Origin of the sequence: Streptomyces sp. NPDC026589, from assembly GCF_040638385.1 — a bacterium.
In the GTDB taxonomy this organism is placed as follows: Bacteria; Actinomycetota; Actinomycetes; order Streptomycetales; family Streptomycetaceae; genus Streptomyces.
The window spans coordinates 1-13,840 of sequence record NZ_JBEZYG010000034.1 but is presented as its reverse complement, the minus strand read 5'-3'; the positions used below and the strand labels follow the sequence as shown (position 1 = coordinate 13,840).

The 13,840-nt window shown below is 70.2% G+C and carries 18 protein-coding genes and 1 pseudogene; all 19 read right to left on the bottom strand.

The genetic code is table 11. The features are described from left to right. Window positions 1-65 precede the first annotated feature (65 nt). The 19 genes and pseudogenes from AB0F29_RS37325 to AB0F29_RS37235 all read right to left on the bottom strand — a co-directional run bounded on the left by AB0F29_RS37325 (window position 66) and on the right by AB0F29_RS37235 (window position 13,663). On the bottom strand, window positions 66-719 hold the full coding sequence (locus AB0F29_RS37325; RefSeq protein WP_361882169.1) for a class I SAM-dependent methyltransferase: 654 nt from the start codon (window positions 717-719) through the stop codon (window positions 66-68). A gap of 88 nt (window positions 720-807) precedes the next feature. Further along, window positions 808-1,305 carry a hypothetical protein gene (locus AB0F29_RS37320; RefSeq protein WP_361882166.1) on the bottom strand — a complete coding sequence of 166 codons (498 nt, stop codon included), beginning with the start codon at window positions 1,303-1,305 and terminating at the stop codon, window positions 808-810. An 83-nt stretch (window positions 1,306-1,388) separates the two neighbouring features. Further along, window positions 1,389-2,261: a hypothetical protein gene (locus AB0F29_RS37315; protein ID WP_361882163.1), complete on the bottom strand. Its 873-nt coding sequence runs from the start codon at window positions 2,259-2,261 to the stop codon at window positions 1,389-1,391. Beyond that, the gene (locus AB0F29_RS37310; RefSeq protein WP_361882160.1) at window positions 2,258-3,001 is read right to left on the bottom strand and encodes a dTMP kinase; all 744 of its coding nucleotides are present in this window, start codon (window positions 2,999-3,001) and stop codon (window positions 2,258-2,260) included. The genes AB0F29_RS37315 and AB0F29_RS37310 overlap by 4 nt, the downstream gene beginning before the upstream one ends. A 51-nt stretch (window positions 3,002-3,052) precedes the next feature. Continuing rightward, on the bottom strand, window positions 3,053-3,466 hold the full coding sequence (locus AB0F29_RS37305; RefSeq protein WP_361882158.1) for a DUF6302 family protein: 414 nt from the start codon (window positions 3,464-3,466) through the stop codon (window positions 3,053-3,055). Beyond that, window positions 3,463-3,693, bottom strand: coding sequence for a hypothetical protein (locus AB0F29_RS37300; RefSeq protein WP_361882156.1), 231 nt, complete (start codon window positions 3,691-3,693; stop codon window positions 3,463-3,465). The genes AB0F29_RS37305 and AB0F29_RS37300 overlap by 4 nt, the downstream gene beginning before the upstream one ends. Next, window positions 3,690-3,915, bottom strand: a pseudogene (locus tag AB0F29_RS37295) (hypothetical protein). The gene AB0F29_RS37300 and the pseudogene AB0F29_RS37295 overlap by 4 nt, the downstream one beginning before the upstream one ends. A gap of 471 nt (window positions 3,916-4,386) precedes the next feature. Beyond that, on the bottom strand, window positions 4,387-4,866 hold the full coding sequence (locus AB0F29_RS37290; protein WP_361882153.1) for a hypothetical protein: 480 nt from the start codon (window positions 4,864-4,866) through the stop codon (window positions 4,387-4,389). A gap of 46 nt (window positions 4,867-4,912) precedes the next feature. Next, complete coding sequence (locus tag AB0F29_RS37285) at window positions 4,913-5,365, bottom strand: hypothetical protein (protein WP_361882150.1); 453 nt, start codon at window positions 5,363-5,365, stop codon at window positions 4,913-4,915. An 86-nt stretch (window positions 5,366-5,451) separates the two neighbouring features. Then, window positions 5,452-6,288 carry a helix-turn-helix transcriptional regulator gene (locus AB0F29_RS37280; RefSeq protein WP_361882147.1) on the bottom strand — a complete coding sequence of 279 codons (837 nt, stop codon included), beginning with the start codon at window positions 6,286-6,288 and terminating at the stop codon, window positions 5,452-5,454. Window positions 6,289-6,297: 9 nt separating this feature from the next. Continuing rightward, entirely contained in the window at window positions 6,298-7,029 is a 732-nt protein-coding gene (locus AB0F29_RS37275; RefSeq protein WP_361882145.1) for a DUF6879 family protein, read from the bottom strand. 174 nt (window positions 7,030-7,203) lie between these two features. Beyond that, window positions 7,204-8,349, bottom strand: coding sequence for a hypothetical protein (locus AB0F29_RS37270; RefSeq protein ID WP_361882142.1), 1,146 nt, complete (start codon window positions 8,347-8,349; stop codon window positions 7,204-7,206). Beyond that, window positions 8,346-9,251 carry an NAD(P)-binding domain-containing protein gene (locus AB0F29_RS37265; RefSeq protein ID WP_056697600.1) on the bottom strand — a complete coding sequence of 302 codons (906 nt, stop codon included), beginning with the start codon at window positions 9,249-9,251 and terminating at the stop codon, window positions 8,346-8,348. The genes AB0F29_RS37270 and AB0F29_RS37265 overlap by 4 nt, the downstream gene beginning before the upstream one ends. Further along, complete coding sequence (locus tag AB0F29_RS37260; protein WP_210992715.1) at window positions 9,248-10,453, bottom strand: hypothetical protein; 1,206 nt, start codon at window positions 10,451-10,453, stop codon at window positions 9,248-9,250. The genes AB0F29_RS37265 and AB0F29_RS37260 overlap by 4 nt, the downstream gene beginning before the upstream one ends. A 134-nt stretch (window positions 10,454-10,587) precedes the next feature. Continuing rightward, complete coding sequence (locus AB0F29_RS37255; RefSeq protein ID WP_361882138.1) at window positions 10,588-11,010, bottom strand: ATP-binding protein; 423 nt, start codon at window positions 11,008-11,010, stop codon at window positions 10,588-10,590. 89 nt (window positions 11,011-11,099) lie between these two features. Further along, window positions 11,100-11,612, bottom strand: a complete 513-nt coding sequence (locus AB0F29_RS37250) for a hypothetical protein (RefSeq protein ID WP_361882135.1) — start codon at window positions 11,610-11,612, stop codon at window positions 11,100-11,102. Between the two features lie 99 nt (window positions 11,613-11,711). Then, window positions 11,712-11,855, bottom strand: coding sequence for a hypothetical protein (locus AB0F29_RS37245; RefSeq protein WP_361882132.1), 144 nt, complete (start codon window positions 11,853-11,855; stop codon window positions 11,712-11,714). Then, entirely contained in the window at window positions 11,852-12,268 is a 417-nt protein-coding gene (locus AB0F29_RS37240) for a hypothetical protein (protein ID WP_361882129.1), read from the bottom strand. Before AB0F29_RS37240 ends, AB0F29_RS37245 begins: the two co-directional genes overlap by 4 nt. Before the next feature lie 156 nt (window positions 12,269-12,424). Continuing rightward, window positions 12,425-13,663, bottom strand: coding sequence for a helix-turn-helix transcriptional regulator (locus tag AB0F29_RS37235; RefSeq protein WP_361882126.1), 1,239 nt, complete (start codon window positions 13,661-13,663; stop codon window positions 12,425-12,427). Window positions 13,664-13,840: the final 177 nt, after the last annotated feature.

Below are 13,840 nucleotides of genomic sequence, written 5' to 3'. Positions count from 1 at the left end.
GGGCGGGCGCGGTACGTACGCAGAGCGTGCTGCCCCTCAGCCCCCCTTCTGCAGCGGGCACCGGGTCAGCGTCGGGCGGTCACCAGGAGCGTCCCGATGTGCCCTGCCTCCGGGGCGTCGAGGATTCGGGCGTCGACGTCGCGGAAGCCTGCCCGCTCAAGGAGGCCGGTCCACCGGCGCGGGGTGTAGCTGTACCGGTAGGTGTACATGGCCTTCCCGGCGAACCCGCCCTTGTACATGCCCTGCGGTCCGTACGCCCCGGGGATCGCCGGAGGGTGGGAGAACGCGAACACCCCGCCCGGCCGCAGCCGCGCCGCGACGAGCGGAAACAGCCGCGCCGGGTTGGTGAACCAGACCGCACCGAAGATCGAGTAGACCGCGTCATAGACCGTCTCGTAGGCGGCGAGCGTCTCCAGCACCTCCCCACAGACGAAGTCGGCCCCCGTACCGGCCCACCGCTCGGTCACCTTCTTCACCATCGCCGGGGACAGGTCGACGCCCGTCGCCTTGATCCCGCGCCCGGCGAGGAGGGCGAGCGCCCGGCCGGTGCCGCAACCGATCTCCAGCGCGGTCGCCGGGTCGCCCAGGAGTTCCGGCCCCGGGCCGTGACCGGCGTACTGAGTCCAGCAGAAGGCCGGTTCCATGTCGTCCTGGAACGCGGATCCGGCGTAGGTGTCCCAGAGTTCGGTCTCGGCTGCGATGTCGTGTCGTGCGGGCACAGTGCCTCTCTCGGTGGTTGACGGGGGCTGGCCCCTGCCCTCCGCGCGAGAGGAGGACAGGGGCCAGGGTAGGGGCAGAAGCCCGGGATCAGTGGCTGTCGGGAACCTTGCTGTCGCACGGCGAGCAGTTCGCCCCGTCGATCGCCCACAGCTCGACATCGACGTCCCAGCCGTCGGCAGCGAGGAAGTCCGCGGTACGCAGGCACAGGCCGTCAGACCGGCGCGCGACGAACGGCGCGTGGTGCTTGTATGCCCCGGCGTTGTGGACCGTGCAGAGCGCCCAGTACACCGGGGTGTCGAGGATCAACTGGTGCACGCCGATGTCCACCAACTTGCCGACGCCCAGATGGACGCCGGGGTTCTCCATGGCGCACACGGTGTACGCCACGGCCTGGCCGAGGATCCGCTCCGCCATGGACCGGACCATGGTGTTGTCGCGGAGCAGGAGGGCGATCTCCCGCTCCCACAGAGGGCCGCCGTCCGCGACCTGGACCGTCAGGTGCTCGATGTGCGGCGCCAGGGCATTGAGGATCTGTTCCGGATCGCTGGTACGGGCGAGGGTGGGCGGCTGAGCTGCGATGGTCATCCTGTCCTCCGTCGATCGTTGAGTCGTGCGATGGAACCCCGCACCTCGGCCGATCGGGGTGCGGGAGATTGTGAGGCCTGCCGTCAACGGGGCGATGGGAGCCGATAGACGAGGAACTCGGCGGTCTCGTCCTCCGGCTCCCAGGGGTGCACACGCGTGCGGATGAGAAGACCTTCGTCAGCCACGGCCTTGCGCAGGCGGTCGAGGCACTCGCGCCAGTGCTCCACGGCCCTCTCCGGTACCAGGCCGGACTTCGGTGAACGAGCGAAGTCGTCGGCCGGCCGCCAGGTCACCCAGGTGCACCGGTCGGCCTCCGGAGGCCACACCATCTGAGTGATGGGGTGCGCACCGGCCCATCCCGACCGTGACCGCGGGTCCTCGACCCACGGACGCCACCCCGCCTTGCGGAGCACGGGGTTGACGACGTCTTCCGGAGACCGGTCGGAGTACCGCCAATACGTCTCCTGGTGGTTCGGTGGCACCGGTTCCGACAGCGCCCACGCCGTGTCGGCGGGCGTTTCCCTCGGCGCCACCCCGTCGGGCATCCGGTAGACGAGGAGCTCCGCGCCAGGGTGGTGGTGGGGCGAGGACCACCGGCTCGGCTCCACGACGTACCCCAGGGACTCCAGGGCGCGGGCGGTCGCAGCGATCCGCTCCCGCCAGTGCTCCAGCGCCCCATCCGGAAGCGCGCGCTTGTGGTGGTCCCGGCGCATCGCCGCGTCCGGCGACCAGTTCACTGTGACGCACAGCTCCGCGCTTTCGGGCCAGGCGGCTTCGGTGAGCACGTAGGCGCGGCACACCCCCACGTCCTGCGGCAGCACGTGCCGAGCGATGCGCTGACCGTGCTCCGAGACACCGTGCACCCAGCTCTCGCCGATACCCAGCCGGAGAAGGTGGTAGTTCACCAAGGCACGCCCGCTCTGCGGGTCGGCTGCATCGTAGACGGGCTCGGTCATCGCAGGTCCCAAGTGGTCTGCTCGACCTCGCCGCAGACCAAGGAGAGTGTGCCGTGGCCTGCTCGAAGACGTCGGGTAATAGCAACCGCTGCTGTACGGGCAACCTCGGATGTATCGACGTGGGAAGCGTCTACATCCAGGACGCGTACACCCTGGTGCCGGAGGAATCTGCTGGCCTGCGCGAAGTAGGCGCACTTGATGCGGCTGCTGTACTCACGCTCATGACGGCTGTGCGCGCCCCGGGGCGCGGGCCGCTGCGCCAGGACGTCCGGCTGGGCACCGAGCATGATGACCAGGTCCGGCCGGATCGTGTGCCGCTGGACCACCGCCCACGCGACGTCCTGGTCGACCCCGCCCATGCGCTGGAGAGCGAGCGAGGTGGCGACGTACTCATCGCACACCATCACAGTCCCTCGCTCCAGCGCAGGCCGGATCGTCTCGGCGTGCCGAGAACGGTCCGCGGTTGTCAGACCCCGGTAGCTGCCTGCGCCCGGCCGCGCCAGATCACTCGAAGGGGTGCGAAACGGCCCCTGCGTGGCGACAGCGGGCAGGCCCCCGGAGCGCAGCCGCTCCACAACGAGCCGGGTGACTGTGGTCTTACCGACGCCGCCCGGCCCTTCGATCGCGATCAGCCGGCCCGGCTTCACGTTCTGATTCGGGGCACTTCGGTGAGGATCGTCGACCGTCGCGCGGGAGCAGGACGAGGCCGGCTCTCCGGTGATGATCGGGCGTGCGGTCATGGGGACCTCCACGGTAGAAGGGGACGGGCAGCGCCAACCGGACGGCGAGGGTCAGATGAGGTAGCCGTATGTCTGCGCGAAGGCGGAGAGCGCCGCCCTGCTGTAGCCGTAGAACCGGCCTTCCGCGATCGGGTCGTCCTCGTAGGGGACGCGTGCTCCCCAACGGACGACGTGACAGCAATCGGGGTACGGGGACCAGCTCAGCCGCACGTCGGGAAGCCCCGGTCTGCCGCGAAGGAGCGACCGTGCCGCCAGGCCCGCCACGACCTCGGAGACCGACAGGTACCCGCCCTTCCGGCAGCCGCCGACGGGGACGGCCAGGAAGACGGAGCCCTCCACCTGCACGGCGAACGCCCTGTCCAGCAGGCTCGGGTCGTCCAGCCGCTGCCGGTAGTAGTCCGTCTCCGGCTCGTCGGCCGCGTCCGGCGGGAGCAGGGAGGCCAGCGGGCACAGGTCAGCTCTCACATCAATCCGCCGAGTGCGACGGCAGCGTTGACGACGAGCACGACCAGAATGGCGAAGGCCGCGAGGTACAGGGCCGCGGCTTTCGCGATTCCGGGATGCTCCCGGCAGATGGTCCGCCAGGCGGCCAACCCGGTGCGGCCGTCGGCTCGGGCCCGGACGCCGCCGAACCCGATGTCGATCGACACGATCTGAACGGGCTCCGGGCCCTTGGGGGATTCCTCGGTCAACGGGGTGCTTCCTTCTCTTGAGAATGCAGGGGCGCCGGACGCCGCCGGGGCAGGCCGTACAGGCCGGACGGCGGGAACAGGTCGACGCGGCGCGGGTAGTTGCCGTCCGCGCACTCCGCGCACAGCAGGTCACGGCCATCAGGGGCATGCCGGGCGGCGGTGACAGGGGGCCTTCCAGCAGACCTCACAGATACGGACGTCGCTCGCGGAGAGGCTGATTATCGGGGCGCCGGGCACCGCTGGCTGGGCGCGAGCTCCCGGCGCAGGGCCAGCTTGGCGTGCCCCTTTGGCTTGCATTCCGGCGATCCCGCCGGGTGTGCGTGCATGTCCGCCCTCGCCCCGGACATCGAGTCCCCGGTCATCAGCAGTTCAGCCGGTCCGACGATCGCCCGGTCGCAGTCCACGCATCTCACCGGGTCCGCTTCCATGCTCTCTGGAGCCGCCGGCGGGCCGGGCATTCGACGTCCGACTTGCAGTCGGGGCAGCTGAGCGTGTGACCGAGCAGAGCCCTGTAGGACACGTCGGGCCGGGCCTGCCTGAGCCGCAGCGTCGTGATCGCCATCGGTCTTTCCCCTCAGTAGATGTAGCCGCGGCCCGTCGGCTTCGGGGCAGGTTTCGGCTCGGTCTTCGGTGCCGGGGGTGCCTGACCGCTGCTGTCCTGCTGGCCCTTGGGGGCCGGCTTGTCCTTCGCCATTACCGGCTCGCCCCCTGGATACCGGCGGTGACCGTCCCGGTCACGGCAGCGGGGTGGCACAGCATCCCGGGCGAGTCCATCGGCACCGACCAGTAGACCCGGGCGTCGGAGGCCGCGGTCGTCCCCGGCCGGGGCACACCAAGGGACGCTCCGATCCCCAGGCAGGTGCTGCCGGAGACAGTCCACCGGCGGGCGGTGCTCGCCGGGACAAGGGCGTAATACCAACTGGCGGCCCGGTCGCAGATCACCGGCCCGCCCTCCAGCCGCTTCGCGAGGTACTGGTCGATCTCCTGCGGCTCGGCGCTGATCGCGGCGGCCTGGACGCGGGCGGCCGGGATACGAGCGGCGGCGAAGGTCCCCCCGCACCGCAGTAGCGCGAGGCCGCCGCCCGCCCACGCCGTCACCGCCTGGTGGCGGTCCTCGGCTGCCGCGAGGAGCCAGTGCTCCGTGGCGAGGAGCCGCTCGGCTCCAGTGGTCACGATCACAACTATCCTTCCGTTAAGCGGAGTTCGGCCGCCGGGCTTCTCACACGAACGCGGAGACCGGCAGGCACAGCGGCCCGCCCGGACCGAACGCGGCGCCCAGCGCAGTCGGGGCGGTCAACCGGCCCGAACCGTCCGGGTTCTCCAGCCAGCCGCGGCCGTTCAGGTATTCGTGAGCCGGCGGGCACAGCAGCGTCCACGGCTCGGTACGGATGGTCAGGACTCGGATGTCGTCGAGTTCCTGGTCCGCGTCGAGCGGGACCAGCCACCACGCGAGGTCGGCTTCCAGGTGGACCAGGACTGGGCCCAGGCGGTCGGAGCCGACGCGCTGCATCGCGTCCATCGTCCGGGTCAGGGTCGTCTCCGCGACCAGCCAGGACCGGCCTACGGGTATCGGAGCGAGCTGGGCACCTGCCCACCGCCGGCGCACAGACGCGGGGTCCGGGCCGCAGTTGGCGAGCCAACTCGTGCCCGCGTGCTGAGTTCGTTGGGCCATGATCAGAATGTAGGGAGCACCGAGAATCAGCGGCGAGTCTGATTCTCGATTATTCGCCGGGCCTGGTCAGTGATTCGTGGTGATGCTCACGGGCGGTCTACCTGTGCCCGCGCCCTGCTGATCAGCCGGTGCGCCGTCGACCCGTACACGGCCGCCGAGTTGAGCGCGTCCCACACCCGCTGGTACACGTTCACGCTGTCCGGGTCGTCGAGCCACAGCTCCGCGTGCCAGTCCTCCACGATCGTCAGGCGGTCGTCGTACAGCCAGAAGGAGTTGCCGGGCGGGACGGCGACCTGGGCGCCGTACGGGACGATCCCGAGGCGCACGGTGTCCAGGCCGAGGATGCCGACGAGGCGGTCGAGCTGCGCGGCGAGCACGGCGGGCGGGCACACGCCGGCGTGCAAAGCGGCCTCCCACATGACGATGTGGAACACCCTGCCGGGCTGGTACAGCAGCTCCTGCCTACGCATCCGCGCACGCACCGCATCGTCTATGTCCCGAGGAGACTGATGCAGGTCGGCGAACCGGGTGAACACGCTGCGGGCGTAGTCCGGGGTCTGGAGCAGCCCGACCACCATGGATGACTGCCAGGCCCGGAGTACCGTCGAGCGCTCGTACTCCACCAGCAGGGCGTCCTGGACCGGACGGTGCCCGGCCCTAAGCTGCCGACGCCATGACCGGGTGTGGGACTCCAGCCCCTCCAGCCGCGACAGGAGTTCACCGGCGACCGCCGGGTGCCCGGTCGCCTCGGCCCAGGCCTTCAAGTCCTCGGCGGTCGCGGTCTGCCGCCCGGTCTCCAGCTTGGACACCTTGGACTGCGTCCACCCCAACCGGACGGCCAACTCCCGACCCGTGACCCCGGCACGCAGCTCACGCATCCGCGCGCCGAGGGATTCCCGGGCCTTCTGATAGTCCGTGCTCACATACCGACGCTACCGCTGCGCCTGGTCGTGCGGGACGGCATGGTGCCAGGCCGCCTCGCGGACCTGCGCGTACCGCAGCACCTCGACCGGGTTCGTGATCAGCTCGACTCCAAGGAGGGTGTCCTCGCCGTCGTGGAGCAGCAACGCTACGACCCGACTGTCGAAGATCCAGAAGTCCTCAACCGGCAGACGCAGCGCCTCGGCCCGCGAGCGGGGCAGGATGCGGATGTCCTCGCCGACCGCCGTGTTCCGGCGGGCGTTGTCCAGGAGGTACAGCTGCCCCGGCGTCGGCGGCTCGTCCAGGATCCGCACTCGCTCGAACCGAACACCCTGTGCGGTCCGCTCGCGCCGGTTGGTGCACCACGGGTCGTTGAGGTCCCACGTCACGGGCTCGCCGGCCGCGAACTGGCGGTAGGTGTCCGTGTCCTCGTCGGACGCGTACCGGAGGCGGGACTCCAGCCTCCACGCGGAGTGCTTGACCTTGGCGAACATGGCGCCGAAGCCCTCGAAGCCGATCATCTGCGGAACGCGGATCGGCTCCTTCGGGCCGAAGTTCGCGAGCAGTTCCCGGGGCACAACGACTGCCCCCTCCTCCTCGGTGAAGTTGACAAGCTGGGCAAGCTCACCGGGGTCGGTGACGCGGTCGCCCTGGACCACGTACCGGCCCCCTTCCACTTCGTAGAGAGTCGGGCATCCGTCGTTGCCGGAGTTGGTGCCGACCTTGCACAGGTGCCGGGTCATGGGTCCTCCTGTTGATGGGACCGGCGCACCGTACCGAGGCCGCAGCCACGGTCAACAGTGCGCCGGAATACGCTGGTTGCACCGCCTCGCCGCTTTTGTGGTGGCGCCGGATCGAGCACACCGGTGTTCTCCGGTCCGCCGCTCGCTCCGCGCCAGCGGCCCGCTGGGGCCGAATCAAATTGTCGCGGCGAGCTTGCCCAGCACGGCGGCGCTCGCCGGGACGTCGTGGCTCAACCGGACGGCCCGGTGCGGCAACGTGGCAAGTCGGGATGCGACCTCCGCACGAGCGCTCGCCCGGCCGCCACCGTCCACCCCCTGAGCCAGCTCGAAAATGTCCGGGTATCGGTCCTCCGTCTTCCCCGACATGAAGTCCGCCTCGGCGAGCGTCCGGGCACCGTCGACGACGGCCGGTGCCGCATCGGCGTCGACCTGAGGGAAGAGGAGGCCGGCCACGCGGCCGCCGGTGGCGAGCTGCACATCGAACAGGTCAGGGAACTGGTCGGGGAACACCTGAAGTTTCCGCTCCCGCTTCCGCCCCTCCTCCCACAGCGGCGTGCAGTCGCCGGCGGCCAGTGCGTCCGTCACCGACTGGTGCTGCGTCGGGTGGAAGTCTCCTCCCGCGCGCAGGTGCTCGCGTGCGCTGACGTCCCAGCCGAGCGCCTGGACCAGGCCGAGGCCGAGCGCGGCGGCCGACGGCCACGGCACGACCTCGACGTCCTCTTCCCCGGTCGGCCGGACCAGGACCCGGTCGTTGGCGAGGAGCTGCCAACCGGTCGAGGCGAGGAGCAGCGCGGTCGTCGTCTTCCCGGCTCCCTTGTCGCCGAAGGCGAGCAGCGTTGCCCCGTCGGAGGGCCGGACGACGGCGGAGGAGTGGAGCACCGCCCATCCGTCCCGCAGGAGCTGCCCCCGGATCGACTCCCGGGCCAGACGAGCAGCAGCCAGCGCCAGCGGCATCAGATCGATACCGGCGAGGACGATGCGCCCGGACGACGGGGTACTGCGGTACGCAATTCCCTCGTCAGGCGACAGCGCGACGATGTCCTCGCCGTCGCGGGCGACGAGCATCCTGTTCTTCGCGTAGTCGATCTCCTCCATGGGGCGGCCGTCCTGGACCAGCTCGGCCAGCTCCTCGTACTGGGCGCGGTCCATGTCCGCCACGACTACGGCTTCGGTTCCGGCGTCCACCGCGTCCGCGTTCACCACGTCCGCGTTCCACCAGGGGCCGAAGTACCGCAGGGACCAGCCGGCCACGGACGCCCGATCGCTGAGCACGGTGACCGCCGCGGTGGCGGCCTCAAGGCGGGTAGCACTGATGATCATGTGGGGATCCTCTCGGTCTGTGCAGGCAGGTGGGTGTAAGCGTCGCGGAGACTGCTGGCCGCAGAATCCAGACACAGGAGCTCGTGACGAGTGAGCGAGGGAAGGCACGGGGCGGCCACACCCCCGGTGAAGTGCATCGGGATGCCGAGCCACACGTCCCCGTACGGGACGGACAGCTCCTCGATGCCGTCGACCAGGCCGAGGACCTTGCGGAGCGTCGACAGCACGGCACCGGCAGGGCCGCAGCGTGTGCGGCCGATCCCGGCCCGGATCAGCGCCGGCCGCTGCTGGAGTTCTTCCACGATCGCGCCGGCAGGGGCCGTCACCGGGCGGCCGTCCACGGTCGTGGTGGACAGGCACGGCACCGCGAGGTCGCCGTGCTCCCCGATCACGTGGCCTTGGACCCGCTCCGGGGAGACCTGGGCGTACTGGGCCAGGAGCAGCCGGTACCGGGCCGAGTCGAGGTTCGATCCGATCCCGTAGACCCGAGCGCAACCGGAAACCTGGGCGAAGCGGCGGGCCATCAGGTCCACCGGGTTGGTGACAACGAGGACGGCACCCTGATACCCGTGCAGTTCCTTGGCCAGGATGCCGACCGCGGGTGCGTTCGCCGTGGCACCGCCGCGACGTATGTCCCGCGCGTTCGTGTTCGTGAAGTCGGTGCGCAGGGTGACCACGACGGCGTCGCACTCGTGGAGATCCGCAGTGTCGCCGGCCCCAACCGAAGTGCGCGACCGGGCGGACACGGCCAGATCCTGGAGATCGGCGACCAGCCCGCGCGTCTGCTCCTCCCGCCGGGACACGACAACGAGCCGCTCGGCAAGCGCCACCGACACCAGGCCGGTTGCCAGGGACTGACCGACCGCACCCGCGCCGACGACTCCCACCACCGGCCCGGTCACCGCAGGTCCAGCGTAGTGTGCTCAACCTCGTTGAAGATGGCGTCGATCAGGCCGAGCCCCGTCATCGACCCGATGAGGAGACCGCTGACCCGGTCCACGACCGTCGCGATCCGACGCCCATTTGAGATCAGCGCCCGCTGATGGGTTGGCAGGGGAAAGCCGGGCGGCGCGCTCAGGCACGACGTCAGGTAGTTCGTGGTGTCCATCAGCCACAGGACCATGACCTCACGCAGCCGATCGGCCCGATCCGTCCTGGTCAGCCCTGCGAAATGTCGGCTCAAGGTGTCCAACACCCCCTGTGTGATCTGCTGTTCGGCGCGCAGCTCGTGGTGGCACAGGGCCAGCATCAGAGTTCGGCCGCAGAGCTTCGCCACGTCGGGCTGCGGTCCAGCCGCCCACTGGAGCGCCGGGTCGATGAACGTCAGCCGGTGGCCGCCGAGAAAGACGTGCTCGGGCTTGAGGTCCCCGAACACGGCAGTCCTGTGCCGGGCAGGGAGCGCGGCCGTGAGCCGCAGCAGTCGGCGTACCGCGTTCTCGACCAGGCCGACGACCGCCAGCCGCTCATCCTCCGGAAGCCCGCTGTCCCGGCCGAGGTCGGCGACGTACCCGGCTGCGGCCGGTCCCTTGAACTTCCGGAAGAACACGTCCACGATGTTGCGCTCGTTGATCGGCCACGCCCCCTGCAGATACCGCGCCCCCAGCTCGCCGTGCAGTTCCTTCAGCGACAGCAGGACCGAGTCCAGTAAGGCGGCCGTGTCCCAGGGGCACGCGGTGATCATCTCGGCGATGGTCATCCCCGGCACCGCCTCGGTGAACAAGACGCCTGCGCGGAACGCGGGAGCCTCGCACACTCGGGGGCGGCCCAGCTCCCGCAGGAACTTCAGGTGCTGGTACTCCCTTCGCGTCACCAAGTCGGCGCTCTTGGTGTAGGGGTGCTGCGCCTCCAGGACGTCCTCCCACGTCCCTCGCGCGCCGCGCAGGATCGACACCAGCGACGAACCCAGCCAGCTGTACTTCGCGTACATGGCCTCGCCGTCGACCGTCACCGGGCAGACGTAGGACGTGATGCTCGGGCACTGCGGCCCCAGCACAGCGCTACTCCCGGGCCACAAATTCTCGACCGTGAGGGCGATCGATCTCCGGCTCGCCTCATACAGCTGCTCTGCGTTCACCACCGTGTTCCCGCTCGTGGTCAGCGTCATCACCGCTCCATCCTCGGGTCGCGTTCAAGGTCGGCCGCGCTCGGCCGGGTCAGGTCGAGTCCTTGGAGATGCCGAGACAGAGCGCCGTGAGGAGCGAAGCCAGGGCCACCCAGTAGAGGAACTGCGCCGTGCGCTCACTCACCGGGCACAACCTCCGCGCCGACCGTGGCCCACACGCGCTTCCCCCACGGCAGGGGGTCGACACCCCACTGGCCGCCGCTCAGCGCCTCCACGATGCCAAGGCCCCGCCCGGACTCCTGGTCGCCACCGGCATCACGCGGCACCGGCTTGTCCTTCGACAGATCGACCACGGCGACCCGGATCCGCCCCTCCCCGAGCCGGGTCACGGTCACCCGGACCGAGTCCCCCCGGCAGGCGTGGAGCACGGCGTTCGTCAGCAGCTCGCTGACGACCAGCTCTGCGTCGACCTGCACGTCGACCAGCCCCCACACCTCCAGGGCCAGGTGCACCAGGCGCCGCGCCCTCTGCACGGAGCCGACGACTCTAGGCAGCGTCTCTGTGTACGCGGGCATCCGACCCGCTCCGGTCTCGATCATGACGAGCGCTCCGATCCTTCTGGACGAGCGTCTGCGGGCCGCCGGGGAAGTCGACACCACGGGCGCGGCCACGGGCAAGGTCTCAACCATCACGGCCGCTTCCCCAACGTGCCGGTGAGGACGCCGTGACCCTGGCTGACCAGGGTGGCGAGCGGCTGCGGGTCGCACAGCACCCCGGGGCCGTCCAGGGGCACCACCCACCACGCGGGACCGTGATCGGGGCGGACGTTCTGCGGGGCCGGGACCTCCAGCGTGGCCTTGCGGTAGTGCGCCACCGAGCCGGGCACGCTCCATGTCATGGCCACTGGCGTCGGGACCAAGGCGACGTATCCGGCCTCGCGTCCGAACCGCCGCTCCGCGTAGAAGACCGGCCCGCCGCCCAGGAGCGTCCGCAGCGGGGCGGCGCACCGCTCCGGGTCGTCCAAGAGCAGGGAGGCGTGCACCACGGAGGCCTGAATGATGACGGCGCCGAACAGGGCGCCGGGCGTCAGAAATGTGGTGCCGCAGTCCGCCCAGTCGGAGCGTGCCCGCCGGACCGAAGCGGCCGCGCCCAGCAGCCAGTGCCCTGATGCCAGCGAGCGCTCGGCTCCCGTCGAGACCACGCCAGGGACTGTGGACCCGCGCATATCAGCTGTGCTTGTCATGCTGAACTCCCTTGCTGTGCATGATGGTTAACTCTTGCCTCTCGTCCCACCGGGCCCTCATATGGCGAGGTCGTGGGCGGCGCAGGCGGCGATCAGCAGGCAGATGAACGCGAGGAAGCCGAAGCAGCTAGGGCTCGCCAGCGTGGTCAGGCAGCCCGGGCCCTCGCCGGACGGCTCCGCATCCTGCGGACGAGCCGTCACAGGGCGATCTGGGACGCGCGGGCGTCCACGCCCGCCGGTGCCCCGTCGATGCACGCGACGAACGCGTGCCGCTCCCGCAGCCACGCCAGGAGATCGCCGTCGTCAATGGCCCACGAGGACGTCACGACTCCACCGGCCTGCCCCGACTCGATCAGCTCGGCGACGCGCGGCCAGAGCGGGCACGCCCTCGCCAGCGTCTCCAGAGGCGCCGTATCGGCGACGGCGGCGACCACGGTCCAGTCGCGCGCCTCGGCGAATACCCGGTGCGCGGGCAGAGCCAGGGACCCTCCGCGCGCCGGCTGGCGGTCGTACAGCACCACCCGGACCCGAGCGATGCGGGCGACGCTATGGCCGCCGCTGGCAGCGTCGACCAGGGCCGCACGGCGGGCCTGCTGCTGTGGGGTGTGTCTCATGCCAGACACCGTCCCGCGCGCGGACAGGGACGTGAAGAAGCGCCCCGTACGACTCTGCCGAACCTTCCGACAGGCAGTCATACGAGGCGTGATGATCGAGCATGACCCAGCGTCAGGACTCTTACGTGGCGTACGAGTCCGGCGGCACGGGGGCCTCTACAGGGCGGTCCTCGTGGTTGCGGGCATGAAGCCATCGGCACCGGGCGGCACCGCGCCGATGAGCTTCGACACCCGCCGCAGCCGAGCGGTGCTCGCCCGCCCAACTTTCTGGACGATCACGGACGGCAGAGCCTGGTGACGCGCCCAGTCCGGCGCGGCGACCAGCGCGCTTTCGAGGGTGTCGAGCGACGCGTCCCACATCTTCGCGTCGGCCTGCGCCATCGCCTTGTCCATCGCGTACCGGCTCTGCGCCGCCTCTGACAGCGTCGACACGTCCTTGATCGACTTGATGAGCGTCAGCGCCTTCCCGGTATGACCGAGCGCCACGTTGATGCCGACCGCCTGCGTCGTCGCGGACACGGGCCCGAAGAGAGTGCCGTGCGCCCTGTGCTCCGCACCCATACGGGCACCCGTCGCGTGCGACTGCGACAGGTAGTCCGTCGCCCGCTCCTTGTTGCCCATCCTGCTGGCCACGACGGCGGCGAAGTTCACGTGGGAGCCGTACGCCACCAGATGCCCCATCGTCGCCGTCGAGAACCGCGGTTCGATGTCGACCGCCGACTTCTCCGCCAGCGCCAGCGCCTCGTCGAGGCGGGCATCACGCAGGTAGATCCACGCCCTCCCCGACGCGACCAGGGGCCCGCGCATGTCGTCCGCGGTACGGTCCGCCGCCTGCTGCGCATGACCGATCGCCGCGTACGCCAGGTCGCGAGACCCCATCAGGTTGGCGACGTACGCGGACAGCCGGTAGGCGTCGCAGAGGTAGCTCCACGCCTCGGCCTGGGCATCCGCCGGCTGCCCGTGAAGGTGGGCGCCCGCCTCCGCAAGGAGGAGCGCGGCGACCCCGCCAGCTTCCACGTAGCGGCCCTTCCAGTACAGATCCCAGCACCGGGCGATCGACTGCCGAAGCTCGTCCGAGCTGGGCGGGACGATGTCGGCGGGCAGCAGCCCAACCGCCGTGTCGTGGACGGCGACCGACAGATCCCGCATCGTCGTACGGTCGCCGTGCTCCATGGCCCGACGCGGCTCCTGCTGCCCGAGGATGACCGAGGTGTCCACTCGCAGCGCGGACGCGAGCGCCATGAGTGTGGGGAGGGTCAGCCGCTTGTCCTGCTCCACCTGCTGCACCGTGGGCAGTGACAGGCCGGTCATTTCTGCGAGGTCCGACTGCCGGATGGTCTTGCCGCGCAAGATCTTGATGCGCTCTCCGGTCGTGTACTCACTCCATCGTGGCATGATTGGTCTCCATTCCTAGCCACCACTAGGAACGGTACTCGCGTCAAGCGAATCGGTATCGGCGAAGGGCCCAACGGCACTCCTTGAGTTCTAGTGGTTGTCGCAACACCCCAGTTCAGGGGATGCGATGGACTTCAAGATCCGGGACCGGTCCGTTATCCAGGGGCGCCGTCCCTT

Coding starts and splice junctions, on each gene's coding strand:
- AB0F29_RS37240 (WP_361882129.1), bottom strand. CDS start 12,268: ATGAGACACACCCCACAGCAGCAGGCCCGCCGTGCGGCCCTGGTCGAC.
- AB0F29_RS37260 (WP_210992715.1), bottom strand. CDS start 10,453: ATGACGCTGACCACGAGCGGGAACACGGTGGTGAACGCAGAGCAGCTG.
- AB0F29_RS37310 (WP_361882160.1), bottom strand. CDS start 3,001: ATGACCGCACGCCCGATCATCACCGGAGAGCCGGCCTCGTCCTGCTCC.
- AB0F29_RS37270 (WP_361882142.1), bottom strand. CDS start 8,349: ATGATCATCAGTGCTACCCGCCTTGAGGCCGCCACCGCGGCGGTCACC.
- AB0F29_RS37235 (WP_361882126.1), bottom strand. CDS start 13,663: ATGCCACGATGGAGTGAGTACACGACCGGAGAGCGCATCAAGATCTTG.
- AB0F29_RS37320 (WP_361882166.1), bottom strand. CDS start 1,305: ATGACCATCGCAGCTCAGCCGCCCACCCTCGCCCGTACCAGCGATCCG.
- AB0F29_RS37285 (WP_361882150.1), bottom strand. CDS start 5,365: ATGGCCCAACGAACTCAGCACGCGGGCACGAGTTGGCTCGCCAACTGC.
- AB0F29_RS37275 (WP_361882145.1), bottom strand. CDS start 7,029: ATGACCCGGCACCTGTGCAAGGTCGGCACCAACTCCGGCAACGACGGA.
- AB0F29_RS37315 (WP_361882163.1), bottom strand. CDS start 2,261: ATGACCGAGCCCGTCTACGATGCAGCCGACCCGCAGAGCGGGCGTGCC.
- AB0F29_RS37255 (WP_361882138.1), bottom strand. CDS start 11,010: ATGATCGAGACCGGAGCGGGTCGGATGCCCGCGTACACAGAGACGCTG.